The organism is Azotobacter salinestris, assembly GCF_009363155.1.
Lineage (GTDB): Bacteria > Pseudomonadota > Gammaproteobacteria > Pseudomonadales > Pseudomonadaceae > Azotobacter > Azotobacter salinestris.
Genome location: NZ_CP045302.1, coordinates 1,307,942 through 1,331,641, shown reverse-complemented (window position 1 = coordinate 1,331,641; position 23,700 = coordinate 1,307,942). Strand labels below are relative to the sequence as shown.

Here is a 23,700-nt window from a genome sequence, read left to right as displayed (position 1 = left end):
CGCCCCCGATGGCGGAAAGCCCCCTGTGGGAAACAACAATGAGCCCAAGCGTACAACCGCCAGCCTACGGAACAGCGTCGCCGGCTTCGGCTCGATCGGCCCGCACCCTGCGAGGTACTCCATGAGCGTGACCCAACAGATCCTGGAACAACTGGCCGCCGTCCTGCGCGAGGCCGAGGCGAGCGGGGTGGCCGTCGAGCCGCTGCGCGGACTGATCGGCGAAGACAACGGCGCGGCCGCCTACGCCATCCAGCGCCTCAACATCGCCCACGGCGTCGCTGCCGGCCGCCGCGTGGTCGGCCGCAAGATCGGCCTGACCAATCCCAAGGTGCAGGCCCAGCTCGGCGTCGACCAGCCGGATTTCGGCACCCTGTTCGCCGACATGGGCTACGGCGACAACGAGGTGGTGCCCTTCACGCGCGTGCTGCAGCCGAAGATCGAGGCGGAAATCGCGCTGATCCTCGAGCGCGACCTGCCACGTGCCGACACCACCTTCGCCGAGCTGGTCGCGGCCACCGGCTGGGTGTTGCCAGCGCTGGAGATCGTCGGTTCGCGGGTGCAGGACTGGAACATCCGCTTCGTCGACACCGTGGCCGACAACGTCTCCAGCGGCTGCTTCGTGCTCGGCGGCCCGGCGCGCCGGCTGGCCGATGTCGACCTGCGCCAGGCGGCGATGCGCATGACCCGCAACGGCGAGGAGGTTTCCAGCGGCAGCGGCGCCGAATGCCTTGGCCATCCACTGAACGCCGCGGTGTGGCTGGCGCGCACCATGGCCCGCCTGGGCGAGCCGCTCAAGGCCGGCGACCTGATCCTTACCGGGGCGCTGGGCCCCATGGTCGGCGTGGTCGCGGGCGATCGTTTCGAAGCGGATATCCCGGGCATCGGTGCCGTCGGCATCACATTCAGCGCCGCGTGAGCGGCTTCCCTCCTGCGGGTGTATCAGTGAGAACAAGCATGAAAAAACTGAAAGTCGCCATCGTCGGCTCCGGCAACATCGGCACCGACCTGATGATCAAGATCCTCCGCCACGGCCAGCATCTGGAAATGGGCGCGATGGTCGGCATCGACCCGGCCTCCGACGGCCTGGCCCGCGCCGCGCGCCTCGGCGTGGCCACCACCTTTGAGGGCGTCGAGGGCCTGACCCGCCTGCCGGTGTTCGCCGACATCGATTTCGTCTTCGACGCCACCTCGGCGGGCGCCCACGTGAAGAACGACGTGTTCCTCCGTGGGTTGAAACCCGGCCTGCGCATGATCGACCTGACCCCGGCGGCCATCGGCCCCTACTGCGTGCCGGTGGTCAACCTGGAGCGGAACCTCCACGAGACCAACGTCAACATGGTCACCTGCGGCGGCCAGGCCACCATCCCGATGGTCGCCGCGGTGTCGCGCGTCGCCAGGGTCCACTACGCCGAGATCGTCGCCTCGATCGCCTCGAAATCCGCCGGCCCCGGCACCCGCGCCAACATCGACGAATTCACCGAGACCACCTCGAAAGCCATCGAGGTGATCGGCGGGGCGCAGAAGGGCAAGGCGATCATCGTCCTCAACCCGGCCGAGCCGCCGTTGATCATGCGCGATACCGTCTACGTGCTGTCGGATCTCGCCGACCAGGCGCAGGTGGAGGCGTCCATCGCGGAGATGGCCCAGGCGGTGCAGTCCTACGTGCCGGGCTATCGCCTCAAGCAGCGGGTGCAGTTCGACGTGATTCCCGACTCCGCGCCGCTGAACATCCCCGGCCTCGGTCATCTCTCGGGCCTGAAGACCTCGGTGTTCCTCGAGGTGGAGGGCGCCGCCCACTACCTGCCGGCCTACGCCGGCAACCTGGACATCATGACCTCCGCCGCGCTGGCCACCGCCGAGCGCATGGCCCAGTCGATGCTGAACGCGTAAGGAGACCCGCCATGACCTTCAATCCCGGCAAGAAGCTGTACATCTCCGACGTCACCCTGCGCGACGGCAGCCACGCGATCCGCCACCAGTATTCGATCGCCAACGTGCAGGCCATCGCCCGCGCGCTGGACCAGGCGAAGGTCGACTCCATCGAGGTGGCCCACGGCGACGGCCTGCAGGGTTCGAGCTTCAACTACGGCTTCGGCGCGCACACCGATCTGGAGTGGATCGAGGCGGTGGCCGAAGTGAGCCACGCCCGGATCGCCACCCTGCTGCTGCCCGGCATCGGCACCGTCCACGACCTCGACAATGCCTATAAAGCCGGCGCGCGCATCGTCCGGGTGGCCACCCACTGCACCGAGGCCGACGTGTCCAGGCAGCACATCGAGCACGCGCGAAAACTCGGCATGGACACCGTGGGCTTCCTGATGATGAGCCACATGACCAGCCCGCAGAACCTCGCCGTCGAGGCGAAGAAGATGGAGCGCTACGGCGCCACCTGCATCTACGTGGTCGACTCGGGCGGGGCGATGGGCATGCAGGACATCCGCGAGCGCTTCCGCGCGGTCAAGGACCTGCTCGACCCTTCGACCCAGACCGGCATGCACGCCCACCACAACCTGTCGCTCGGGGTGGCCAACTCCATCGTCGCGGTGGAGGAAGGCTGCGACCGCATCGACGCGAGCCTGGCCGGGATGGGCGCGGGGGCCGGCAACGCGCCGCTGGAGGTGTTCATCGCCGCGGCCGAGCGCCTGGGCTGGAACCACGGCACCGACCTCTACACCCTGATGGACGCCGCCGACGAGATCGTCCGCCCGCTGCAGGACCGTCCGGTGCGGGTCGACCGCGAGACCCTGGCGCTCGGCTATGCCGGCGTCTACTCGAGCTTCCTGCGCCATGCCGAGGTGGCGGCGCAGAAATACGGCCTGAGCACCGTGGACATCCTCGTCGAGCTGGGCCGGCGGCGGATGGTCGGCGGCCAGGAGGACATGATCGTCGACGTGGCGCTGGACCTGCTCAAGCGCTGAACCCGAAAAACCACAGCTGCGCCGGCGGCCTTCGGGCGGCCGGCCGGTTACGCACGTCCCCACAAACCATAGGTACAACAATAATGACAACCTACACCACGCAACATCTGGCGCCTGCAGAGACGGAACAGGACGCCCGGCGAACCTGGTTGACCATCGCCCTGTGCTTTGCCGTCGCGCTGCTGGAGGGCATCGACTTCCAGGCGCCGGGCATCGCGGCGCCGGGCATGGCCGCGGCCTTCGGTCTGGACAGGCTGCACATGGGGTGGGTGTTCAGCGCCGGTATCCTCGGCCTGTTGCCCGGCGCCCTGGTCGGCGGCTGGCTGGCCGACCGCATCGGCCGCAAGTGGGTGCTGATCGGTTCGGTGGCGCTGTTCGGCCTGTTCTCCATCGCCACCGCCCATGCCTGGGAGCTCTACAGCCTGCTGGCGGCGCGCTTGCTGACCGGCGTCGGCCTCGGTGCGGCGCTGCCCAACCTGATTGCGCTGTGTTCGGAGGCGGCCGGCCCGCGCCTGCGCGGCACCGCGGTGACCCTGATGTACTGCGGCGTGCCGCTGGGCGCGGCGCTGGCGGCTGCCATCGGCATCGCCGGCTTCGCTGCCGACTGGACGGTGGTCTACTACGTCGGCGGCGTGCTGCCGCTGCTGGTGGTGCCCTTGCTGGCCTTCTGGCTGCCCGAGTCGGCGGCCTTTCGCGCCCGCCAGCAGGCGGCCACCCGGGCCGCATCCGTGCCGGTCGTCGAGGGCCTGTTCCATAACGGCAGTGCGCTGCCGACCCTGCTGCTGTGGGGCGCCTACTTCTTCACCCTGATGGTCGTCTACATGCTGATCAGCTGGCTGCCGAGCCTGCTGGTGGGGCAGGGGTTCACCGGCAGAGAGGCCAGCTGGGTGATGTTCTCCCTGCAGATCGGTGCGGCGGTCGGCACCCTGATGCTCGGCATGCTGATGGAGCACCTGCGGCCGCTGGCGATGGCCGGGCTGATCTATCTCGGCCTGCTTGCCGCGCTGGCGGCGCTCGGTCTGTCCGAGGCGTTCGCCAGCATGCTGGTGGCCGGCTTCGCCGCCGGCATGTTCGCCACCGGCGGGCAGGGCGTGCTCTATGCCCTGGCGCCGCTGTTCTATCGCACCGAAGTCCGTGCCACCGGGGTCGGCAGCGCCGTGGCGGTCGGCCGCCTGGGCGCCATGAGCGGCCCGCTGGTGGCTGGCAAGATGCTGGCGCTGGGCTTCGGCAGCGCCGGGGTGATGCTGGCCTCGGCGCCAGGTCTGGTGCTCGCTGGCATCGCGGTGTTCTACCTGCTCGGCCGGCGTCGCGACCGGAGCGCGCTGGCCTGATCCAATCGGCGCGGTTCGGCGGAGCCGCGCTGCATTTCCCCATACCGTTTCTTCGCCGCCGTCCCGCTGCGGGGCGCTGGCAGACCACAAGAACAATAAAAGGTAACCGACATGCTCGACACACGACGGGGCGCGGCCGGCGCAGCCCTGCTGCTGCTCGCCCAGGGAACGGCGCAGGCAGGCGGCTTCATCGAGGACAGCCAGGGCAGCCTGACCCTGCGCAACTTCTACTTCGACCGCGACTACAAGGGCGAGACCAACGTCTCGGCGCGCCGCGAATGGGCGCAGGGCTTCATCCTCAACCTCAAGTCCGGCTTCACCGAGGGCCCGGTCGGCTTCGGCCTCGACCTGCAGGGCATGCTCGGCGTCCAGCTCGACTCCTCGCGCGAGCGGGTCGGCACCGGCCTGCTGCCGGTCCAGCGCGGCAGCGGCGAAGCCGCGCAGGAGTATTCCGAGCTGGGCATCACCGGCAAGATGCGCTACTCGAAGACCGAGTTGCACGTCGGCACCGTGATGCCGCGCCTGCCGATCCTGATCAGTAGCCCGGCCCGTCTGCTCTGGCAGACCTTCAAGGGCGGCCACCTGCGCTCCACGGACATTCCGGGGCTGAGCCTGCAGGGCGGCTACCTGAACCGGATGAACCAGCGCGACTCCACCGACTACCAGAAGATCGCCATCGCCGCGCCCAACGGCCGCTTCGACGGCACCGCCGAGTCCGACGAGTTCATCTTCCTCGGCGGCGACTACGCGCTGACGAAAGCGCTGACCCTGAGCTACTACCACGCCCGTCTCGACGAGATCTACCAGCAGCACTACCTGGGCGCGATCCACCAGTTCAAGCTGGGGCCGGGGGAGTTCAAGACCGATTTGCGCTGGTTTTTCAGCGACGAGGAGGGCGACGGCAAGGCCGGCTCGGTCGACAACCAATACGTCGGCCTGAACTTCGGCTACAAGCTGGGCGGGCACCGGCTGACGGTGGGCGGCGCGCTGTCCAGCGGCGACTCGGCGATGCCCTACATCGCCGGCTCGGAGCCGCATCTGATCTCCGAATACGCGCTCAGCTCGGAATTTCTCAACGCCGACGAGCACTACTGGCACCTGCGCTACGACTACGACTTCGCCGCGGTCGGCATCCCCGGGCTGACCGGCATGCTGCGCTTCATGCGGGGCACCAACGTCGAGCTGCCGGCGCGCCTGGGGGGCAGCGGGCAGAGCGAGAGCGAGCGGGACCTGGAACTGTCCTACGTGGTCCAGTCGGGCCCGCTGAAGAACCTGGCGCTGCGCCTGCGCAACGCGCGCTACCAGAACAGCTTCGCGGCCAACGCGACGATGCGCGACGACAACGAGACGCGCATCAACGTCGACTATACCTGGAGGCTCTGGTAGGGGCGGAAAGATTCGAGGCTCCTGCAGGAGCCTCGATGGTTTCACTTACATGTTGGGATAGTTCGGCCCGCCAGAACCTTCCGGCGCCACCCAGGTGATGTTCTGGGCCGGATCCTTGATGTCGCAGGTCTTGCAGTGCACGCAGTTCTGCGCGTTGATCTGGAAGCGCGGGCTGCCGTCGTCCTGGCTGACGATCTCGTAGACGCCGGCCGGGCAGTAGCGCTGCGCCGGTTCGTCGTACAGCGGCAGGTTGCGGGTGATCGGGATGCTCGGGTCGCTCAGCCGCAGGTGGCAGGGCTGGTCTTCCTCGTGGTTGGTGTTGGAGAGGAACACCGAGCTGAGCTTGTCGAAGCTGAGCTTGCCGTCCGGCTTCGGATACTCGATCCGCTTCGATTCGGAGGCCAGCTTCAGGCAGGCATGGTCCGGCTTGTTGTCGTGCAGGGTGACCGGGATCCTGCCGCCGAACAGGTTCTGGTCGATGAAGTTGAAGGCCCCGCCCTTGAACGCGCCGAACTTATGGATGGCGGCGCCGAAGTTGCGGCTGCGGAACAGCTCCTCGTACAGCCAGCTGGACTTGAACGACTCGATGTAGCCGTTCAGCTCGTCGCCGCCCTGGCTGCCGCCGGCGAGGGCGGCGAGGACGGCGTCGGCGGCCAGCATGCCGGACTTCATCGCGGTGTGGCTGCCCTTGATCTTGGCGAAGTTCAGGGTGCCCAGGTCGCAGCCGATCAGTGCGCCGCCCGGGAAGACCATCTTCGGCAGCGAGTTCAGGCCGCCCTTGCAGATGGCACGGGCGCCATAGGACACCCGCTTGCCACCTTCCAGGTACTGGGCGATCACCGGGTGGTGCTTGTAGCGCTGGAACTCGTCGAAGGGCGACAGGAAGGGGTTGCTATAGGACAGGTCGACGATCAGGCCGACCACTACCTGGCCGTTCTCCAGGTGATACAGGAAGGAGCCGCCCGGGTTCTCGTCGTCCAGCGGCCAGCCGGCGGTGTGCACCACCAGGCCCTGCTCGTGGCGGGCCGGGTCGACGTCCCAGATCTCCTTGATGCCGATGCCGTAGTGCTGGGCGTCGGCCTCGCCGTCCAGCCGGTAGCGGGCGATCAACTGCTTGCCGATGTGGCCGCGGCAGCCCTCGGCGAACAGGGTGTACTTGCCGCGCAGCTCCATGCCGGGGGTGTAGCTGTCCTTGGGCTTGCCTTCGCGGTCGACGCCCAGATCGCCGGTGACGATGCCGCGCACCACGCCCGTGTCGTCGATCAGCGCTTCCTGGGCGGCGAAGCCCGGGTAGATCTCCACGCCCATGGCTTCGGCCTGCTGGGCCAGCCAGCGGCACAGGTTGCCCAGGGAGATGATGTAGTTGCCCTTGTTGTGCATGGTCTTGGGCACGAGGGCGTTCGGCAGCTTGCTGGCCTTCTCGGCGCTCTTGAACAAATAGATGTCGTCGCGCTTGACCGGGGTGTTCAGCGGGGCGCCCAGCTCCTTCCAGTTCGGGAAGAGCTCGTTCAGGGCGCGCGGCTCGAAGACGGCGCCGGAGAGAATGTGGGCGCCGACTTCGGAACCCTTCTCGACCACGCACACGCTGATCTCCTGGCCAGATTCGGCGGCCTGCTGTTTCAGTCGACAGGCGGCCGACAGACCGGCGGGACCGGCGCCGACGATGACGACGTCGAATTCCATGTATTCGCGTTCCACAAACTATCTCCTGCTCGGGGCTCTCTACGCATGTTCCCGGATGGGGGTCGATCATTATATATCCGGCCCCTTCGCCCGGACCAATGCAAAGACGGGAACGCACTGCCGCGGAGGCGACTGCCGGAGCCCCGGAAAGCCGGGCCGCTCTTGGTTGACCGGGAGGTGGCCTGCAGTCAAGATACGGCCATTTTTACGCTCGCCGCAGGGGGCTGACGTCGGCTCCGGCCGTCAACCACAGGCCATTGCTTGCCTTGGCGACATTTCACTTACCGGAGAGTAACGAGGAATCCATGAAGGTTCTTGTAGCTGTCAAACGAGTGGTCGACTACAACGTCAAGGTCCGCGTCAAGGCCGATGGCTCCGGCGTCGACCTGGCCAACGTCAAGATGTCGATGAACCCCTTCTGCGAGATCGCCGTGGAAGAAGCGGTGCGCCTGAAGGAGCGCGGCATCGCCACGGAGATCGTCGCCGTGTCCGTCGGCCCGGCCCAGGCCCAGGAGCAGCTGCGCACCGCCCTGGCCCTCGGCGCCGACCGTGCGATCCTGATCGAGACCGACGAGGAGCTGGGTTCCCTGGCCGTGGCCAAGCTGCTCAAGGCGGTGGTCGACAAGGAGCAGCCGCAGCTGGTCATCACCGGCAAGCAGGCCATCGACAGCGACAACAACCAGACCGGGCAGATGCTCGCCGCGCTGACCGGCTACGCCCAGGGCACCTTCGCCTCGAAGGTCGAGGTCGCAGGCAGCCAGCTCAAGGTCACCCGCGAGATCGACGGCGGCCTGCAGACCCTCGAGCTGAGCCTGCCGGCCATCGTCACCACCGACCTGCGCCTGAACGAGCCGCGCTACGCCTCGCTGCCGAACATCATGAAGGCCAAGAAGAAGCCGCTGGAGACCGTCAAGCCGGCGGATCTGGGCGTATCGGTCGCCTCCACCCTGAAGACCCTCAAGGTCGAGGCCCCGGCCGAGCGTCAGGCCGGCATCAAGGTGGGCTCGGTGGCCGAGCTGGTGGAGAAGCTGAAGAACGAGGCGAAGGTGATCTGAGATGGCAATCCTGGTAATCGCTGAACACGACAACGCGGTACTGGCGGCCGCGACCCTGAACACCGTCGCAGCTGCACAACAGATCGGCGGAGACATCCACGTGCTGGTGGCCGGCAGCGGCTGCCATGCCGTCGCCGAGAGCGCCGCGAAGATCGCCGGGGTGGCCAAGGTGCTGGTCGCCGACGAGGCGGCCTGTGCCCACCTGCTGGCCGAGAACGTCGCGCCGCTGATCGCCGGCCTGGCCAAGGGGTACAGCCACGTGCTGGCGCCGGCCTCGACCAACGGCAAGAACTACCTGCCGCGCGTGGCCGCGCTGCTGGACGTCGACCAGATCTCCGAGATCGTCGCGGTGGAAAGCGCCGACACCTTCAAGCGGCCGATCTACGCCGGCAACGCCATCGCCACCGTGCAGTCCAGCGCGCCGATCAAGGTGATCAGCGTGCGCGCCACCGCCTTCGACGCGGCGGCAGGCGAGGGCGGCAGCGCGGCCATTGAGGCCGTGGCCGGCACGGGCGAGGCGGGCACCTCGCGCTTCGTCGGCGAGGAGCTGGCCAAGTCCGACCGTCCGGAGCTGACCTCGGCCAAGGTGGTGATCTCCGGCGGGCGCGGCATGCAGAGCGGGGAGAACTTCCAGCTGCTGTACGCCCTGGCGGACAAGCTGGGGGCGGCGGTGGGCGCCTCGCGGGCGGCGGTGGATGCGGGCTTTGCGCCCAACGACATGCAGGTCGGGCAGACCGGCAAGATCGTCGCGCCGGACCTGTACGTCGCGGTGGGGATTTCCGGAGCGATCCAGCACCTGGCGGGGATGAAGGACTCGAAGGTGATCGTGGCGATCAACAAGGACGCCGAGGCGCCGATCTTCCAGGTGGCCGACTACGGCCTGGTGGCGGATCTGTTCGAGGTGCTGCCGGAACTGGAAAAGCAGCTCTGAGCTGTCTTCCGGCCGGACACGAAGCCCGCTCATCGAGCGGGCTTCGTGCAACTGGGCCCCGGCGAGCCCCCATCCATGCCTTCCGCGGAAACTCCATGCAGAACCGCTTTTTTCCTGCGCTGCTGGCGCTGCTGGCCGGCCTGGTCTCGCCCATGGCGGGCGCGGCCGGTACCTGCGAGCGGCTGGTCGCCACCGGCGATCCCGAACAGCCCCCCTATCTCTGGCGCGATCCGCAGGGTTCCGGGCAGTTGATCGGCGCCAGCGCCGACCTGCTCGAGCTGCTGGCCAAGGCCTTGGACGTCAAGATCGACCTGATCCGCTCCGGTTCCCGGGTACGTGCCGAGGAGAACGTGGCGAGCGGCCGTATCGACCTGCTGCTCGGCAGCTTTCCCGACAGTGCTCGTCGCGCGTCGCTGGATTTCGTCGAGCCGGCGCTCTTCGTGCAGTCCGCCGTGGTCTGGGTGCGCAAGGACCGGGTCTTCCCCTATGGTGGCTGGAGCGATCTGTATGGCCATCGGGGGGCGATCCTGGCCAACGACCGGTTCGCCCGCGAATTCGACCTGCTGTCCAGTACCGCCCTGCCGCTCGAGGAGGTGCTGACCCTGAGCGAGGCGTTGCGGATGCTGCAGCGGGGCGAGGTCGCCTACCTGCTCGGCGAGCGGCATGCCGTCCAGGCGGCTGCCGAGTCGCTGGGCATGCTGGCGGAAATCCAGCCGCTGCCGCCGCTGCTCAGCGAGGGCCTGTACCTGGCCGTGGGCCGCGATTCCGCCTGCAACACACCGGAGCTGCGCGCACGGCTGGCGACCAGGCTGGCCGAGCTGGACGCCGCCGGACTGGCGGAAAGCCTGTTGCAACGCAATGCCGCGCGCTGGAAGGCGCAGGGCTTGCCGTCTTCACCCGTTGCCAAGTAGGAATCCACCCCGTGAATAGCGCACGTTTTTCCGTTGCCCTGCTTCTCCTCGCCCTGGGCGGCTGCGCCAGCGATCCCGCACCGCACGAGCAACTGCGCCTGAGCGAAAAGGCGCTGGAGCAGGCCAGGGCCGTCGGCGCCGGCGAGGAGCAGGCGGAGCTGGCCCTCGCGCAGGGCAAGTTCGAACAGGCCGGCGCCGCACTGGCTGCCGGCCATCACAAGGAGGCGCGCATGTTGGCCGAGCAGGCCGAGCTGGATGCACGTCTGGCCGAGGCGCAGGTGCTGACCCAGAAGGGCCGCAAGCAGACGACCGAACTCGAGCAGCAGATCGGCGCGCTGCGTCAGCAACTGGGGGAACTCTGATGAAGGGACGGCATGCTTTTCCGTTCGCCCTGCTGGCCCTGGCGCTGCTGGGCGGTTGCGCCACCACCTCGCCGGAAGCGCTGCACGCCATGGACGAAGCCCGGGCCGAACTCCTGGCCATCCGCACCGATCCGGCGGTACGGCTCAGCGCCGAGAAGGATCTGGCCCGGGCCGACGAGTCGCTGCTCCGGGCCGAGCGCTTTTCCGGCTACCGGGGCAGCGAGGAGGATGTCCTCCACTATGCCTACCTGAGCCGGCGCTATGCCCAGATCGCCCGCGAGCATGGCGCGCAGCGCCAGGCGGCCGAGCGCGTCGCCCAGTTGGAGACGGAGCGCGAGCGCCTGCAGCTGGCGTTGAGCGAGGCCCGCCTGCTCAATGCGGAGCAGCAGGGACAATGGCTCGAGGAGCAACTGGTCGGCCTGGCCACTACCGAAACCGAGCGCGGTCTGGTGATGACCCTGGGCGACGTGCTGTTCGATACCGGGCAGGTGGAGCTGCGCTCGACGGCGACGCGCACCGTGCTGCAGGTGGCCAGGTTCCTGCGTCTCAACCAGCGCCGCGTGGTGCGCATCGAGGGCTATACCGACAGCCAGGGCGACGACCAGCTGAACCTCGAGCTGTCCCGCGGGCGCGCCCAATCGGTCCGGGACATGCTGGTGGACCTGGGGGTCGACGGCAAGCGCATTCAGGTCGCCGGCTACGGTGAGGCCCACCCGGTCGCCGAGAACGCGTCCAGCCGGGGCCGTGCACGCAATCGCCGGGTGGAAATCGTGTTCTCCGACGAGGAGGGCAGGCTGGGCGCGGAGCGCTGATTTTCGCGCCCGCCGGATGGCGGGCGCGGCTCGAGGTCATTTTTCCTTTTCCCGTCGTTCCTCGGCGTCCTGCTCGGCGTTGCGCTGGCGAATCCGCTCGAGCTGTTCCTCGCTGAGAGGCAGTTTCTTCGCGGTGTCGCGCAGCACCAGCAGGCTGCCGATCACGAAACCAAACACCAGTATCAGTATCAGCCAGACGTACCAGGGCATGTCGTGTTCTCTCGCAGGGCCCCCACGGGCTGCGGGGGCATCGGGTGGCGTGACGGCGGGAAGGGCAGGGCGACTGCCACAGGGTGTCGATTCGGTATTGCCTGAGTGGCGCCTTCCCGCGACACGGAGCCTGCCGATTATCCTCCAGTGCCCTTGCCCTTCCGCTCGGGCCCGGCATGGCACTGCCCGTCATCATGAGCATAAGCGATCTGGCGGGCCGCCTGCTCACTGCCGAGCGCAGGACCTTCCTTTCCCTGCCGGGAGCGTTGGCCGCCTGTGCCAGCGCCTGACGGCCGGAGCGCGGTGCTGGCGGCATGGCGGGAGAAATGGGTAGCCTTGCCCCGGCAAAAGGGGGGAAGGCATGCCGGAATCGCTGATACTGCAGGCGGGGCTCTGGGGCTGGCTGGCGGCGAGCAGCCTGCTGTTCGGCGCCTGGCTGGGCTTCGGGGCTCGCTTGTCGGAGCGCCTGGTCGCCGCGGTTATGGCCTTCGGCAGCGGCGTGCTGATCGCCGCCCTGTGCTTCGAGCAACTGCCCGAGGCTGAGCGGCTCGGCGGGCTCTGGCCGACCCTGGCCGGTCTGCTGGCGGGCGGCGTGGCCTTCGTCCTGGCCAACGAGCAGCTCGACCGTCTGGAGGTCCGGCATCGTGCCAGAGGGATGGGCAGGGGGTCGCTGGTCGGCCTGCTGATTGCCGCCGGCGCCTTTCTCGACGGCATTCCCGAGTCCTTGGCGCTCGGCCTCGGGTTGCTCTGCGACGGCCGGCCGAGCTTGGTGCTGGTGGTCGCCGTGCTGCTCGCCAACCTGCCGGAGGGGCTGGCCAGTGCAGCCAGCCTGCGTGCCGAAGGGTACGGTCGGCGCCAGGTGTTCGCTCTCTGGGGCGCCATCGTCGGCCTCTCGGGCCTTGCCGCGATGCTTGGGCCGGCCCTGTTGGCGGACCTGTCGCCGGGCTGGCTGGCCTTCGCCTTGGGCTTTTCCGCCGGCGCGGTGCTCTGCATGCTGGTGGACACCCTGATTCCCGAGGCCTTCAAGGCCACTCACGCGCTGACCGGGCTGATCACCCTGGCGGGCTTTATGCTCGCCTTCGCGCTGGAGCATTTGTCCTAGGGCGTCCGCTACAATTGCGAGCCATAGCGATCTTTCCGGAGCCCTTCCCCATGTCCTGCCAGACCCCGATCATCGTCGCCCTCGACTTTCCCAGCCGCGAGGCCGCCCTGGCGCTGGCCGCCCGGCTGGATCCCGCGCAATGCCGGGTGAAGGTCGGCAAGGAGCTGTTCACCCGCTGCGGCCCGGGCATCGTCGAGACGCTGCAGTGGCAGGGCTTCGAGGTATTCCTCGACCTGAAATTCCACGACATCCCGAACACCACGGCGATGGCGGTGAAGGCCGCCGCCGAACTGGGGGTGTGGATGGTCAACGTGCACTGTTCCGGCGGCCTGTGCATGATGCGCGCCTGCCGCGAGAGCCTGGACGGCATCAACGGCCGCCGACCGCTGCTGATCGGGGTGACGGTGCTGACCAGCATGGAGCGCGAGGACTTGGCCGGCATCGGCCTGGATGTCGAGCCGCAGCGGCAGGTCCTGCGCTTGGCTGCCCTGGCCGAGCAGGCCGGGCTGGACGGGCTGGTCTGCTCGGCCCAGGAGGCGCCGGCGCTGAAGGCCGCCCATCCGCAGCTGAAGCTGGTGACCCCGGGCATCCGGCCGGCCGGCAGCGCCCAGGACGACCAGCGGCGCATCCTCACCCCGCATCAGGCGCTGGAGGCCGGCTCCGACTACCTGGTCATCGGTCGGCCGATCAGCCAGGCCGCCGACCCGGCCCAGGCGCTGGCAACGCTGGTCGCCGAGCTGGTCTGATTGTACTCAGGCCGGCCTGCGCCATTCGAGGATCGCCAGCGTCAGCACGCCGCCGAGCAGCCCCCAGAAGGCCGAGCCGATCGACAGCAGGGTCATCCCCGAGGCGCTGATCATGAAGGTGACCAGCGCCGCCTCGCGTTCGCGGGGTTCGGCCATGGCGCTGCTCAGGCCGCTGCCGATCGAGCCGAACAGCGCCAGGGCGGCGATCGACAGCACCAGCTCGCCCGGCAGGGCGGCGAACAGCGAGGCGAGGGTGGCGGCGAAGGTGCCGGCGATGGCATAGAACAGCCCGCACCAGAGCGCCGCGGTATAGCGGCGCTGCGGGTCCTCGTGGGCGGCATGGCCGGTGCAGATCGCCGCGCTGATGGCCGCCAGGTTGATGCCGTGGGCGCCGAAGGGCGCCAGCAGCAGCGAGACGAGGCCGGTCGTGGCGACCAGCGGCGAGGCCGGCACCTGGTAGCCGTCGGCGCGCAGCACCACCAGGCCGGGAATGTTCTGCGAAGCCATGGCCACCACGAACAGCGGAATGCCGATGCTCACCATGGCCTCCAGGGAGAAGCCCGGGCTGGTCCACAGCGGCCGCGCCGGCTCGAGCGTGACGGCGCGAAAATCCAGCAGGCCGAGCAGACCGGCCAGCAGGCTGCCGACCAGCAGGGCGGCGAGGACCGCATGGCGCGGACTCAGGCGCTTGACCGGCAGATAGGCGAAGAACATGGCGCCGACCAGCAGGGGGCGCCGCTCGGCGGCAAGGAAGATCTCGCTGCCGATGTCGAACAGGATGCCGGCGAGCAGGGCGGCGGCGAGCGGGGCGGGCAGGCGGCGCATCAGGCGTTCGCAGCCGCCGCTCAGGCCGACCGCGGTGAGCAGCGCGGCGCACAGCAGGTAGGCGCCGATCGCCTCGGCGTAGCCGACGCCGGGCAGGCTGCCGACCAGCAGGGCCGCGCCGGGTGTCGACCAGGCGACCACGATGGGCGCACGATAGCGCAGCGACAGGCCGATGGTGCAGACCGCCATGCCGATCGACAGCGCCCAGATCCACGAGGCGATCTGCGCGCTGTCGAGGCCGGCAGCCTGGCCGGCCTGGAACATCAGCACCAGGGAGCTGGTATAGGCGGTGAGCATGGCGACGAAGCCGGCGATGATCGCCGAAGGGGACGAGTCGGCCAGTGGACGGAGGACTGCCCTCGGGGCTGCGGTCACTGTGAAGGCTCCTTGCAAGGTGGGGTTGCCGGTGAGTTCCTGGAGATGGCCCGTGCCGGGCACCTGCCCGGCCGGAGGAGGAGTCTGCCGTGAGCGATGATCCTGCAGGTCTGCGCGACGATAACCCCTATGCGCCGCCGCGGGGAGCCCTGCTGGCCCTCCCGGATGCGCCGCCCATGCCCGGCTGGTCGTCTGCCCAACTGCGGGTGCTTGGCTGGTTGGCCCTGGCCACCGTGCTCGGCACCCTGGTGATCATGCTGCTGTCCTTCGCCGGCCTCACCCGGGTGCGTGGGGTGGCCCTGTATGCCAGCTGGCTCGGTCTGCTCCTGGTGCTGCTGGGCAATTACCTGCTGCTTCGTCTGAAGAGCTTCGCCGAAGCGCGCTTCGCCGCCCGCGGCCTGAGCTGGCCGGTGTGGCTGAGTGTCGCACTGGGGCTCCTGCTGGAGGTCGCCGCGCTGCTCTTCGAAGCCGGCCCGCTCGCCAGTTGGCAGGCCTGGCTCTATGCCGCCGGGCTGATCGGCTATGGCGGCCTGCTGGTATGGCTCGGGGTGCGTCTGCTCGCCGTGCCGGAAGCCTTCAAGGCCTTGTACGGCGCGGGCTGGCTGGTGATCGCCGGGGGGCTCATGCTGGCCTCCCTGGTGCTCGCGGCGCAAGCCGTGCTGCCCCTGCTGGGCGTCTATGTGGCGCTGGCGCAGGTGTTCTTCACGGGGGCTGCGGAATTGCGCGAGCGCGATTGAGCCCCGTGTGCCCGGTTCGGCGGGGGGCAAGCGGATTGATCTGGCTCAAGGCCATTATGGTTGCCTCCCTCTAGTCTGCGCGGCATTGGCATCCATTGCCGCTTGAGATGGGGAGTACTGGAGTGGCTTATCTGACCTGGCGCAACGATCTGAACACCGGCATCGAGGTGATCGACACGCAGCACCGGCGCATCGTCGAGATGATCAACCAGCTGCACGAAATCCAGGGGCAGGACCGGGCGGCCGTCGGGGTGGTGATCGAGGCGCTGGTCGAGTACACGGTGTCGCATTTCGCCTTCGAGGAGTCGCTGATGGAGGATGCCGGCTACCAGTTCAGCCGCGCCCACAAGCGCATTCACGATCTCTTCATCAAGCGGGTGTCCGACTATCGCGCGCGCTACGTGGCAGGCGAGGATGTCGCCGGGGAACTGCAGGATCTGCTGTCGCGCTGGCTGTTCAGCCACATCAAGGAAGAGGACGCCAGCTATGTCGGTGCGGTCCGCGCGCAGATGCAGAGCCTGGCCAGCGACCGCAGCGCCGGCGGCTGGCTGTCACGCTCCATGAAGCGCTTCTTCGGCAAGAGCGAGGCTGCCTGACGATCCGGCTCCGTCGTTTCCCGTCCGTCCGCCACACCCTGTCCGCTCCGCCCTGACGCCGGCTGCTGCCGGAGCCCGTCTTCACTTCCATCCGCTGGCATAATTCGCCCTTTCCTGTGCCTTGACGAGGGGAGCGGACATGCGGGCCTCCTGGGACATCTTCTGCAGCGTCGTCGACAACTACGGCGACGCCGGCGTGACCTGGCGTCTGGCCCGCCAGTTGGCGGCCGAGCACGGCCAGCGGGTCAGGCTGTGGGTGGACGATCTGGCGGCGCTGGTGCGCCTCTGCCCCGAGGCGGACGCCGGCGCTTCCCGTCAGTGGCAGGCCGGGGTGGAAATATGCCGGTGGTCTGCGGACTGGCAGCCGGTCGAGCCGGCCGACGTGGTCATCGAGGCCTTCGCCTGCCAGCTGCCCGAGGCGCATGTCGCGGCCATGGCCGATTGCCGGCACCGGGTGCTCTGGCTGAATCTGGAGTATCTCAGCGCCGAGGACTGGGTGGGCGGCTGCCACGGCCTGCCGTCCCTGCAACCCGGCGGGCTGCAGAAATTCTTCTTCTTCCCCGGCTTCACCGCGGATACCGGCGGGCTGCTTCGCGAGTGCGGCCTGGTCGAGCAGCGCCGGGCCTTTCAGGCCGACGTCGCGGTACGCACGGCCTTTCTCCAATCGCTCGGTGTGGCGGTGCGCCCCGACGAGCGACTGATCTCGCTGTTCGCCTATGAGAACGCCGCCCTGCCGGGCTGGCTGGACGCCCTGGCGGCGGAAGCCGCCCCCACGCTGTTGCTGGTGCCGGAAGGGCGCATCCTCGGCGACCTGCAGCGCTGGCTGGGCGTGCCGGCGCTGACTGCCGGCGACAGACATCGGCGTGGCGCCCTGCGTATCCAGGTGCTGCCCTTCGTCCGTCAGGAAGCCTACGACCGCCTGCTCTGGTGCTGCGATTTCAACGCGGTGCGCGGCGAGGATTCCTTCCTGCGCGCCCAGTGGGCGGGAAGGCCGCTGCTCTGGCAGATCTATCCGCAGGCGCAGGGGGCCCACTGGGACAAGCTGGAGGCGTTCCTCGCCCTCTACCTCGAAGGCTTGTCGCCGAGTGTCGCGGGCGCCCTGCAAGGACTCTGGCGTGCCTGGAACGCCGGGCAGGCGATGGACGCGGCCTGGTCGGCACTGACGGGCGAGTGGCCGGAGCTGTGCGCCCATGCCGAGCGCTGGTGCGACCGGCAGGCCGTCCGACCGGATCTGGCCGCGGCACTGGTGCAGTTTTACACGGATTGGCTATGATACGCGGCCTGCTTTTCGTTATTCATCCAAACGGATACACCGAATGAAAACCGCTCAAGAATTCCGTGCTGGCCAGGTTGCCAACATCAACGGCTCGCCCTGGGTCATCCAGAAGGCCGAGTTCAACAAGTCCGGCCGCAACGCCGCCGTGGTCAAGATGAAGCTGAAGAACCTGCTCACCGGCGCCGGCACCGAAACCGTGTATCGCGCGGACGACAAGCTCGAGCCGATCATCCTGGACCGCAAGGAAGTGACCTACTCCTACTTCGCCGATCCGCTGTACGTGTTCATGGACAACGAGTTCAACCAGTACGAGATCGAGAAGGGCGACCTCGAAGGCGTCATGGCCTTCATCGAGGACGGCATGACCGACGTCTGCGAAGCGGTGTTCTACGGCGAGAAGGTGATCTCCGTCGAACTGCCGACCACTATCGTGCGCCAAATCGCCTACACCGAGCCGGCCGTGCGCGGCGACACCTCCGGCAAGGTGATGAAGACCGCCCGTCTGAACAATGGCGCCGAGCTGCAGGTTTCCGCCTTCTGCGAAATCGGCGACTTCATCGAGATCGACACCCGCACCGGCGAGTACAAGTCCCGCGTCAAGGCTTGATCTCCCCGCTGCCAAGAAAAGCCCGGCCCTGCGCCGGGCTTTTTCGTTTCCGGCATCCGCCTGCCGCAGGCTCAGACGGTGACGTTCAGGCGCACTTCGATGTTGCCGCGGGTGGCGTTGGAGTAGGGGCAGACTTGATGGGCGGCGGCGACCAATTCCTCGGCCACGCTGCGCTCCAGGCCCGGCAGGTGGATGTCGAGCTCCACTTCCAGGCCGAAGCCGCCGGGAATCTGGCCGATGCCGACTTTGCCGGTGATCGAGGCATCCGAGGGAATCTGCCGCTTGCTCTGGCTGGCGACGAACTTCAAGGCGCCGATGAAGCAGGCCGAGTAGCCGGCCGCGAAGAGCTGCTCCGGGTTGGTGGCCTCGCCGCCCTGGCCGCCCAGTTCGCGCGGGGTGGTCAGCTTCACGTCGAGGATGCCGTCCGAGGAGACGGCACGACCGTCACGGCCGCCGGTGGCGGTGGCTGTGGCGGTATAGAGAGCTTGGATACGTTGCATGGCGGTATCTCCAGTCTATTTGCTCGATAAAATTTTGCGTGCTAACTAAGTGCGCGGGATGAAAGTTAAAGCGTATTTATCTTGCGCGCAAGTTAATTTTTGGAAGATTTCGGGATAACGACCGGGACGAACTGGAATAAGCCGGTCAGAGGGCCTTTTGCAGGCTGTTGCGCAGGCGGATCAGTTCTTCCTTGAGGGCGGTAAGGGCGTCCGGCGTTTGCTCGCTGGCGGCGACGATGCAGGAGGGAATCTTCCTGGCCTTGTCGTGCAGGGCCCGGCCGCGTTCGGTGAGATGGAGCTCCACCACGCGCTCGTCCTTGCTGCTGCGGGTGCGGTTCAGCAGCCCTTCGGCCTCCAGGCGCTTGAGCAGGGGGGTGAGCGAGCCGGGATCGCTGAGCAGGCGCGCGCTGATCTCGCCGACGGTGATGCCGTCACGCTCCCAGAGCACCAGCATGGCCAGGTATTGCGGGTACGTCAGGCCAAGCTCCTGCAGCAGCGGCTTGTAGACCTTGGTCATCAGCAGCGAGGTGGAGTAGAGGGCGAAGCACAGCTGGTTGTCGAGCAGCAGCTCCTGACAGGTTTCGTCGGTGGCCATGGCGATCTCCCGGTAATCTTCGACTAATTTAGCGCGCAAGCCTTTCGCGGGCAAAATGCAATCGGTCCGGCGGCTGGCGATTCAGGAACGGCTCAGGCTGTTGAGCAGGGGCAGGTCCCAGGGCGGCACCGGACCGAAGCGGTTCTTCAGGAACTCCAGCAGCAGGCGCATGCGCGAGGCGCCGGCCGGATGCTGGCGCAGGGCATAGACGCCGCTGGACTCGGGCGGCGGCAGGCCGTTCTCGCAGAACAGCGGCAACAGTTCGCCGCGCAGCAGGTGTTCGCTGATCAGCCAGGTCGGCAGGTGAGCGATGCCGAGGCCGGCGAGGGCGCCGAACAGCAGGGTTTCCGCGTTGTTGGCGGTCATCCGCCGGCGGCCGGGACGGATGGTGCGGACCTGGCCGTCGATGGCGAAGCGCCAGGCATGTGGTGGGGCCAGGACGTCCCAGTCGAGGCCGTCGTGTTCCGGCAGCTCGCGCGGATCGCCGGGAATGCCGCGGCGCTGCAGGTAGTCAGGACTGGCGCAGGCGATGCGCCGCATCGGCGCCAGCGGCGTGGCGACCAGGCGGCTATCGGTCAGCGGGCCGATGCGCAGAACCAGGTCGACCTGGCCCAGATGCTCGCCCTGCAGATCGACGAAGCTGTCGATCAGGCGCAACTGCACGTCCAGCCGCGGATAGGCGGCGAGGAATTCGGCGATGACCGGGGCCAGCCGGCGGCGGCCGAAGGGCGCCGGGGCGTCGACGCGGATCAGGCCTTCCGGGGCGCTGTCCAGGGAGACCACCTCGGCCCGCGCCAAGCGCAGTTCGTCGAGTATGCGCCGGGCGCGTTCGGCGAAGGCCAGGCCGGCGGGAGTGGCGCGCACCTCATGGGTGCTGCGCTGGAACAGCGGGCTGCCGAGCGCCTGCTCCAGAGCGTCGATGCGTCGCGCCACCGCCGAGGGCGTCAGCTGCCGGCGCCGGGCCGCGGCGGAGAAGCTGCCGCATTCCAACACCTCGAGAAACAGTTCCAGCTGGCTGCTGAGAGTATCGGGATTCATGGAAACCTGCTGTGCGAATAATGCAAAGCAATTTTGCTTTGCTTTGCGTTTCCCTGCTAGCCATGTCTGTCTAGCATGTGCCTTTTCCGGGAGGTGCGATGAGTCTGCTGCAGTTTCTTCTCGATATCGGCCTGGGGCTCGTGCTGGGCTGCCTGGGCGGGCTGTTCGGCATCGGCGGCGGGCTGATCGCCATTCCGGTGCTGGGCCTGCTGTTCGGTCTCGATCAGCATCTGGCCCAGGGCTCGGCCCTGGTCATGGTGGTGCCCAACGTGCTGCTGGCGCTGCGCCGCTATCACCAGCACAATCGCATCGATCTGCGCCACGCGCTGGTCATGGCCGGCACCGGCTTCTGCGCCGCCTGGCTCGGCGCCCAGGTGGCGAGCCTGCTGGACGCCGAACGCATGCGTCTGGCCTTCGGCGGCTTTCTCCTGGTGCTGGCGCTGTGGACCGCCCTGCGCCTGTTCCTGCACAGCGTGCCTGGCGGCGGGCTGCGCCGGCCCTGGCCCTGGCTGGTGCCGCTGGGGGTCGGTTCGGGGGTATTGGGCGGATTGTTCGGGGTGGGTGGAGCAGTGCTGGCGACGCCGCTGCTGACCACCCTGTTCGGCGCCAGCCAGGTCGTCGCCCAGGGCCTTTCGCTGGCGCTGGCCGCACCCAGCGCGGCGGTCAGCCTGGCCACCTACGCGCTGCACGGGCGGGTCGACTGGCTGCTGGGGATTCCCCTGGCGATCGGCGGTCTGCTCAGTATCGGCTGGGGCGTGCGGATGGCCCATGCACTGCCGGAGCGGGCGCTGGGTCTGCTGTTCTGCGGTTTCCTGGTGTTCTGCGCGCTGCTTCTGCTGGTCGACTGAGGGCGGCAAGCGGAGAGGACGTCACTCATGCACCCCGCGTCCCTGCGGGGGCGAGGGCTGTGCGATCAGGTCTTCAGGAGGCAGCCGGCGGACAGCTTGCGATAGGCCACGACCTTGGTCTCGCCGGCGGAATTCAGGTAGGTCATCCTGGCGTCGATGATCTCGCAGACATAGGGGTCGTACGGAGCATCGATGGAAATGACCTTGGCGATGTCCAGGGGCAGGCCGTAGCGGTACTGCTGGACGGGCGGTTCGGCGGCCTGGGCGAGGGAGGCCGCGCAGCAGAAGGGCAACACCAGATACGAGAGTTTCATGTCGATCACCTCGGAAACGAGATTTATCCAACCCCCTCAGATATCAGGGCCGATGGTTCGGCATTGTTGTTGTTCGGACTACTCCATTTTCTGAAAGGCTAGGCCACTTTCGATGGCCAGAAGAGTAATGCAAGTTCATTGCCACCGACGGCCGGCCAGGCCCCGGCCTGGCTCGTGGCTTGGCAGGCCGTCCGCGAGGGGGCATCGGGGATTCCCCGCTGCACCTTAGCGGCGCACCTGCTTCAGGGTCTCGGCGATGAGGAAGGCCAGTTCCAGGGACTGGTCGGCATTCATCCGCGGGTCGCAGTGGGTGTGGTAGCGGTCGGACAGGCTGTCCTCGGTGACTGCGCGGCTGCCGCCGATGCACTCGGTGACGTTCTGCCCGGTCATCTCGATGTGGATGCCGCCGGCATGGCTGCCCTCGGCCCGGTGCACGGCGAAGAACTGCCGCACCTCGCGCAGGATGCTCTCGAAGGCGCGGGTCTTGTAGCCGCCGGCCTTGATGGTGTTGCCGTGCATCGGATCGGAGCTCCACAGCACCTGGCGGCCTTCGCGCTGCACCGCACGGATCAACGCCGGCAGGTGCTCTTCCACCTGGTCCGCGCCCATCCGTGCGATCAGGTTGAGGCGGCCGGGGTCGTTGTCCGGGTTGAGGATGTCGATCAGGCGCAGCAGCTCGTCCGGGTCCATGCTGGGGCCGACCTTCACCCCGATCGGGTTGCCGACGCCGCGCAGGAACTCCACGTGGGCGCCGTCCGGCTGGCGGGTGCGGTCGCCGATCCACAGCATGTGCGCCGAGCAGTCGTACCACTCGCCGGTCAGGCTGTCCTGGCGGGTCAGGGCCTGCTCGTAGTTCAGCAGCAGCGCCTCGTGGGCGGTGAAGAAGCTGGTTTCATGGAGCTGCGGCGCGTTCTCCAGGCCGCAGGCGCGGATGAAGGCGAGGGTCTCGTCGATGCGGTCGGCCAGTTGGCTGTACTTCTCGGACAGGGCCGCGTCGGCGATGAAGTCGAGGTTCCACTGGTGCACCTGGTGCAGGTCGGCGAAGCCGCCCTGGGCGAAGGCGCGCAGCAGGTTGAGGGTGGCGGTGGACTGGTGGTAGGCCTGCAGCAGGCGCTGCGGGTCCGGTAGCCGGCTTTGCTCGTCGAAATCGATGCCGTTGACGATGTCGCCGCGGTAGGCGGGCAGGGTGACGCCGTCCACCGTCTCGCTGCCGGCCGAACGCGGCTTGGCGAACTGGCCGGCCATGCGTCCGACCTTGAGCACCGGACAGCCGGCGGCGAAGGTCATGGCGATGGCCATCTGCAGCAGCACCTTGAAGGTGTCGCGGATCTTGGTCGCCGAGAATTCGGCGAAGCTCTCCGCGCAGTCGCCGCCCTGCAGCAGGAAGGCGCGTCCCTGGGTGACCTCGGCGAACAGCCGGCGCAGCTCGCGCGCCTCGCCGGCGAAGACCAGCGGCGGATAGCCGGCCAGCGTCGCTTCGACCCGGGCGAGGTGGGCGGCATCGGGGTATTCGGGTTGCTGCTGGATGGGTCTGGTTTTCCAGCTGGCGGGACTCCAGTTCTGCTTCATTGGCTGCTCGGACAGGCTGTTTTTGGCATGATCGTGCATGTTAACCGATCGCCGCCCGCGTCGGCTGCTAACATAGCCGGCTCATCGCAGGGGGATGGCAATGGAAAAAGAGGAGCGCCTGCTCGCCGAGGTGCGTGACGAATTCGGTCTGATCCGCGTACTGGAGGTCGGCGACTACCGCTTTCTCGAATTCGGCGAGGCGGTGGAGCAGAGTTGCGTGTTCACCACCGATCCCAGCTGGCTGGAGTACGACTACACCCGCGCCATGCTGCTCGGCGCGCTCTGCCACGAGGCGCCGGAAACCGCGCTGTTCCTCGGCCTGGGCGGCGGCAACCTGACTCAGGCCTGCCTGGCCTTCCTGCCGCTGGAGGACGTCGAGGTCATCGAGTTGCGCCCCGACGTGCCGCGCCTGGCCATGGAATACCTGGGGCTCGCCGACGATCCGCGACTGACCATCCGCATCGGCGATGCCCTGGAGCTGTTGCCCAGCGCGGAGAGCGCCGACCTGATCTTCGTCGACCTGTATACGGATACCGGGCCGAACGTGGCCCATCTGGCGTGGAATTTCCTGGCCGACTGCCAGAGGCGCCTCAACCCGGGCGGCTGGCTGGTTATCAACCAGTGGGCCGGGGACGATGGCAAGCCGCTCGGTGCCGCATTGCTGCGCGGGCTTTATCACCGCCACTACTGGGAGTGCCCGGTCAAGGAAGGCAACGTGATCCTCCTGGTACCCGCCGATCTCGACCAGTCCCTCGACCACGAGGGCCTGCTGGCGCGCGCCGAGGCCCTGGCGCCGCAGCTGGGTTACTCCCTGTGGCCGCTGATCGAGATCCTGCGGCCGGCGAGCTGATTCGCCGCTCCATTCGCTCAGGGGCGCGCGTGGTCCTGCGGTGGCGCCTCGGGCAGACAGACATGGGTCTTGACGAGCACCTTTTCCGGGACGTCGAGGCCCTGCGCCAGGCGCTTCATCATC

The 23,700-nt window shown here is 68.0% G+C and carries 26 protein-coding genes; 18 read left to right on the top strand and 8 right to left on the bottom strand.

Annotated elements, in window-relative coordinates; translation table 11 throughout:
- Nucleotides 1-121 precede the first annotated feature (121 nt).
- The 5 genes from mhpD to GCU53_RS06215 all read left to right on the top strand — a co-directional run bounded on the left by mhpD (nt 122) and on the right by GCU53_RS06215 (nt 5,635).
- Nucleotides 122-916, top strand: a complete 795-nt coding sequence (gene mhpD / locus GCU53_RS06235; RefSeq protein ID WP_152386844.1) for a 2-keto-4-pentenoate hydratase — start codon at nt 122-124, stop codon at nt 914-916.
- A gap of 38 nt (nt 917-954) precedes the next feature.
- The gene (locus tag GCU53_RS06230) at nt 955-1,890 is read left to right on the top strand and encodes an acetaldehyde dehydrogenase (acetylating) (protein ID WP_152386843.1); all 936 of its coding nucleotides are present in this window, start codon (nt 955-957) and stop codon (nt 1,888-1,890) included.
- An 11-nt stretch (nt 1,891-1,901) separates the two neighbouring features.
- Nucleotides 1,902-2,918: a 4-hydroxy-2-oxovalerate aldolase gene (gene dmpG, locus GCU53_RS06225; protein WP_152386842.1), complete on the top strand. Its 1,017-nt coding sequence runs from the start codon at nt 1,902-1,904 to the stop codon at nt 2,916-2,918.
- Nucleotides 2,919-3,001: 83 nt separating this feature from the next.
- Nucleotides 3,002-4,249, top strand: coding sequence for a 3-(3-hydroxy-phenyl)propionate transporter MhpT (mhpT, locus tag GCU53_RS06220; protein WP_152386841.1), 1,248 nt, complete (start codon nt 3,002-3,004; stop codon nt 4,247-4,249).
- 111 nt (nt 4,250-4,360) lie between these two features.
- Nucleotides 4,361-5,635, top strand: a complete 1,275-nt coding sequence (locus tag GCU53_RS06215) for an OprD family porin (RefSeq protein ID WP_152386840.1) — start codon at nt 4,361-4,363, stop codon at nt 5,633-5,635.
- Between the two features lie 45 nt (nt 5,636-5,680).
- Here GCU53_RS06215 and GCU53_RS06210 read toward each other — a convergent pair whose 3' ends face one another.
- Entirely contained in the window at nt 5,681-7,333 is a 1,653-nt protein-coding gene (locus GCU53_RS06210; protein ID WP_152386839.1) for an electron transfer flavoprotein-ubiquinone oxidoreductase, read from the bottom strand.
- A gap of 290 nt (nt 7,334-7,623) precedes the next feature.
- Here GCU53_RS06210 and GCU53_RS06200 point away from each other — a divergent pair, with 290 nt between their 5' ends.
- The 5 genes from GCU53_RS06200 (at nt 7,624) to GCU53_RS06180 (ending at nt 11,389) form a co-directional block, all read left to right on the top strand.
- On the top strand, nt 7,624-8,373 hold the full coding sequence (locus GCU53_RS06200) for an electron transfer flavoprotein subunit beta/FixA family protein (RefSeq protein ID WP_152386837.1): 750 nt from the start codon (nt 7,624-7,626) through the stop codon (nt 8,371-8,373).
- 1 nt (nt 8,374) lies between these two features.
- Entirely contained in the window at nt 8,375-9,304 is a 930-nt protein-coding gene (locus GCU53_RS06195; RefSeq protein WP_152386836.1) for an electron transfer flavoprotein subunit alpha/FixB family protein, read from the top strand.
- Nucleotides 9,305-9,399: 95 nt separating this feature from the next.
- Nucleotides 9,400-10,215, top strand: a complete 816-nt coding sequence (locus GCU53_RS06190) for a substrate-binding periplasmic protein (RefSeq protein ID WP_152386835.1) — start codon at nt 9,400-9,402, stop codon at nt 10,213-10,215.
- A gap of 11 nt (nt 10,216-10,226) precedes the next feature.
- On the top strand, nt 10,227-10,577 hold the full coding sequence (locus tag GCU53_RS06185) for a DUF4398 domain-containing protein (protein ID WP_152386834.1): 351 nt from the start codon (nt 10,227-10,229) through the stop codon (nt 10,575-10,577).
- Nucleotides 10,577-11,389, top strand: coding sequence for an OmpA family protein (locus tag GCU53_RS06180; RefSeq protein ID WP_152386833.1), 813 nt, complete (start codon nt 10,577-10,579; stop codon nt 11,387-11,389). Before GCU53_RS06185 ends, GCU53_RS06180 begins: the two co-directional genes overlap by 1 nt.
- Nucleotides 11,390-11,425: 36 nt before the next feature.
- Here the strand turns inward: GCU53_RS06180 and GCU53_RS06175 are convergent, their stop codons facing one another.
- The gene (locus tag GCU53_RS06175) at nt 11,426-11,599 is read right to left on the bottom strand and encodes a DUF2897 family protein (RefSeq protein ID WP_152386832.1); all 174 of its coding nucleotides are present in this window, start codon (nt 11,597-11,599) and stop codon (nt 11,426-11,428) included.
- Nucleotides 11,600-11,960: 361 nt separating this feature from the next.
- On the opposite strand from GCU53_RS06175, the gene GCU53_RS06170 reads away from it, so the two are divergent.
- Together GCU53_RS06170 and pyrF are read left to right on the top strand one after the other, a co-directional pair.
- Entirely contained in the window at nt 11,961-12,701 is a 741-nt protein-coding gene (locus GCU53_RS06170; RefSeq protein WP_152386831.1) for a ZIP family metal transporter, read from the top strand.
- 50 nt (nt 12,702-12,751) lie between these two features.
- Nucleotides 12,752-13,447, top strand: coding sequence for an orotidine-5'-phosphate decarboxylase (pyrF, locus tag GCU53_RS06165; protein ID WP_152386830.1), 696 nt, complete (start codon nt 12,752-12,754; stop codon nt 13,445-13,447).
- Between the two features lie 6 nt (nt 13,448-13,453).
- Here the strand turns inward: pyrF and GCU53_RS06160 are convergent, their stop codons facing one another.
- Complete coding sequence (locus tag GCU53_RS06160) at nt 13,454-14,647, bottom strand: benzoate/H(+) symporter BenE family transporter (protein WP_152386829.1); 1,194 nt, start codon at nt 14,645-14,647, stop codon at nt 13,454-13,456.
- An 89-nt stretch (nt 14,648-14,736) separates the two neighbouring features.
- Between GCU53_RS06160 and GCU53_RS06155 the strand changes: the two genes are divergently transcribed.
- The 4 genes from GCU53_RS06155 (at nt 14,737) to efp (ending at nt 17,863) form a co-directional block, all read left to right on the top strand.
- A complete protein-coding gene (locus GCU53_RS06155) occupies nt 14,737-15,384 on the top strand; it encodes a hypothetical protein (RefSeq protein WP_341873588.1) in 648 nt (215 codons plus the stop codon).
- Nucleotides 15,385-15,506: 122 nt separating this feature from the next.
- Complete coding sequence (locus GCU53_RS06150; protein WP_152386828.1) at nt 15,507-15,980, top strand: bacteriohemerythrin; 474 nt, start codon at nt 15,507-15,509, stop codon at nt 15,978-15,980.
- 139 nt (nt 15,981-16,119) lie between these two features.
- A complete protein-coding gene (earP, locus tag GCU53_RS06145) occupies nt 16,120-17,253 on the top strand; it encodes an elongation factor P maturation arginine rhamnosyltransferase EarP (protein ID WP_152386827.1) in 1,134 nt (377 codons plus the stop codon).
- Between the two features lie 43 nt (nt 17,254-17,296).
- A complete protein-coding gene (efp, locus tag GCU53_RS06140) occupies nt 17,297-17,863 on the top strand; it encodes an elongation factor P (protein WP_152386826.1) in 567 nt (188 codons plus the stop codon).
- Nucleotides 17,864-17,934: 71 nt separating this feature from the next.
- On the opposite strand, the gene GCU53_RS06135 is transcribed toward efp, so the two are convergent.
- The 3 genes from GCU53_RS06135 to GCU53_RS06125 all read right to left on the bottom strand — a co-directional run bounded on the left by GCU53_RS06135 (nt 17,935) and on the right by GCU53_RS06125 (nt 19,996).
- Nucleotides 17,935-18,363 (bottom strand): organic hydroperoxide resistance protein, encoded by a 429-nt coding sequence (locus tag GCU53_RS06135; RefSeq protein ID WP_152386825.1) that lies wholly within the window; start codon nt 18,361-18,363, stop codon nt 17,935-17,937.
- A 145-nt stretch (nt 18,364-18,508) separates the two neighbouring features.
- Nucleotides 18,509-18,958: a MarR family winged helix-turn-helix transcriptional regulator gene (locus GCU53_RS06130; RefSeq protein WP_208845448.1), complete on the bottom strand. Its 450-nt coding sequence runs from the start codon at nt 18,956-18,958 to the stop codon at nt 18,509-18,511.
- Nucleotides 18,959-19,039: 81 nt separating this feature from the next.
- Nucleotides 19,040-19,996, bottom strand: coding sequence for a LysR family transcriptional regulator (locus GCU53_RS06125; protein ID WP_152386823.1), 957 nt, complete (start codon nt 19,994-19,996; stop codon nt 19,040-19,042).
- A gap of 98 nt (nt 19,997-20,094) precedes the next feature.
- Here GCU53_RS06125 and GCU53_RS06120 point away from each other — a divergent pair, with 98 nt between their 5' ends.
- Nucleotides 20,095-20,844: a sulfite exporter TauE/SafE family protein gene (locus GCU53_RS06120; RefSeq protein ID WP_152386822.1), complete on the top strand. Its 750-nt coding sequence runs from the start codon at nt 20,095-20,097 to the stop codon at nt 20,842-20,844.
- A gap of 65 nt (nt 20,845-20,909) precedes the next feature.
- Here GCU53_RS06120 and GCU53_RS06115 read toward each other — a convergent pair whose 3' ends face one another.
- Complete coding sequence (locus GCU53_RS06115) at nt 20,910-21,158, bottom strand: DUF2790 domain-containing protein (RefSeq protein WP_244307075.1); 249 nt, start codon at nt 21,156-21,158, stop codon at nt 20,910-20,912.
- 225 nt (nt 21,159-21,383) lie between these two features.
- Nucleotides 21,384-22,727 carry a class II 3-deoxy-7-phosphoheptulonate synthase gene (locus tag GCU53_RS06110; protein WP_152386820.1) on the bottom strand — a complete coding sequence of 448 codons (1,344 nt, stop codon included), beginning with the start codon at nt 22,725-22,727 and terminating at the stop codon, nt 21,384-21,386.
- Between the two features lie 94 nt (nt 22,728-22,821).
- Here GCU53_RS06110 and GCU53_RS06105 point away from each other — a divergent pair, with 94 nt between their 5' ends.
- Nucleotides 22,822-23,577 carry a spermidine synthase gene (locus tag GCU53_RS06105; protein ID WP_152386819.1) on the top strand — a complete coding sequence of 252 codons (756 nt, stop codon included), beginning with the start codon at nt 22,822-22,824 and terminating at the stop codon, nt 23,575-23,577.
- The last annotated feature ends 123 nt before the right edge of the window (nt 23,578-23,700 follow it).

Bases quoted from the DNA above. Each gene is read 5' to 3' on its own strand.
- mhpT (WP_152386841.1), top strand. From the start codon at position 3,002: ATGACAACCTACACCACGCAACATCTGGCGCCTGCAGAGACGGAACAG.
- dmpG (WP_152386842.1), top strand. From the start codon at position 1,902: ATGACCTTCAATCCCGGCAAGAAGCTGTACATCTCCGACGTCACCCTG.
- GCU53_RS06200 (WP_152386837.1), top strand. From the start codon at position 7,624: ATGAAGGTTCTTGTAGCTGTCAAACGAGTGGTCGACTACAACGTCAAG.
- pyrF (WP_152386830.1), top strand. From the start codon at position 12,752: ATGTCCTGCCAGACCCCGATCATCGTCGCCCTCGACTTTCCCAGCCGC.
- efp (WP_152386826.1), top strand. From the start codon at position 17,297: ATGAAAACCGCTCAAGAATTCCGTGCTGGCCAGGTTGCCAACATCAAC.
- GCU53_RS06115 (WP_244307075.1), bottom strand. From the start codon at position 21,158: ATGAAACTCTCGTATCTGGTGTTGCCCTTCTGCTGCGCGGCCTCCCTC.
- GCU53_RS06120 (WP_152386822.1), top strand. From the start codon at position 20,095: ATGAGTCTGCTGCAGTTTCTTCTCGATATCGGCCTGGGGCTCGTGCTG.
- GCU53_RS06135 (WP_152386825.1), bottom strand. From the start codon at position 18,363: ATGCAACGTATCCAAGCTCTCTATACCGCCACAGCCACCGCCACCGGC.
- GCU53_RS06190 (WP_152386835.1), top strand. From the start codon at position 9,400: ATGCAGAACCGCTTTTTTCCTGCGCTGCTGGCGCTGCTGGCCGGCCTG.
- GCU53_RS06175 (WP_152386832.1), bottom strand. From the start codon at position 11,599: ATGCCCTGGTACGTCTGGCTGATACTGATACTGGTGTTTGGTTTCGTG.
- mhpD (WP_152386844.1), top strand. From the start codon at position 122: ATGAGCGTGACCCAACAGATCCTGGAACAACTGGCCGCCGTCCTGCGC.
- earP (WP_152386827.1), top strand. From the start codon at position 16,120: ATGCGGGCCTCCTGGGACATCTTCTGCAGCGTCGTCGACAACTACGGC.
- GCU53_RS06215 (WP_152386840.1), top strand. From the start codon at position 4,361: ATGCTCGACACACGACGGGGCGCGGCCGGCGCAGCCCTGCTGCTGCTC.
- GCU53_RS06195 (WP_152386836.1), top strand. From the start codon at position 8,375: ATGGCAATCCTGGTAATCGCTGAACACGACAACGCGGTACTGGCGGCC.
- GCU53_RS06230 (WP_152386843.1), top strand. From the start codon at position 955: ATGAAAAAACTGAAAGTCGCCATCGTCGGCTCCGGCAACATCGGCACC.
- GCU53_RS06105 (WP_152386819.1), top strand. From the start codon at position 22,822: ATGGCAATGGAAAAAGAGGAGCGCCTGCTCGCCGAGGTGCGTGACGAA.
- GCU53_RS06130 (WP_208845448.1), bottom strand. From the start codon at position 18,958: ATGGCCACCGACGAAACCTGTCAGGAGCTGCTGCTCGACAACCAGCTG.
- GCU53_RS06170 (WP_152386831.1), top strand. From the start codon at position 11,961: ATGCCGGAATCGCTGATACTGCAGGCGGGGCTCTGGGGCTGGCTGGCG.
- GCU53_RS06110 (WP_152386820.1), bottom strand. From the start codon at position 22,727: ATGAAGCAGAACTGGAGTCCCGCCAGCTGGAAAACCAGACCCATCCAG.
- GCU53_RS06180 (WP_152386833.1), top strand. From the start codon at position 10,577: ATGAAGGGACGGCATGCTTTTCCGTTCGCCCTGCTGGCCCTGGCGCTG.
- GCU53_RS06125 (WP_152386823.1), bottom strand. From the start codon at position 19,996: ATGAATCCCGATACTCTCAGCAGCCAGCTGGAACTGTTTCTCGAGGTG.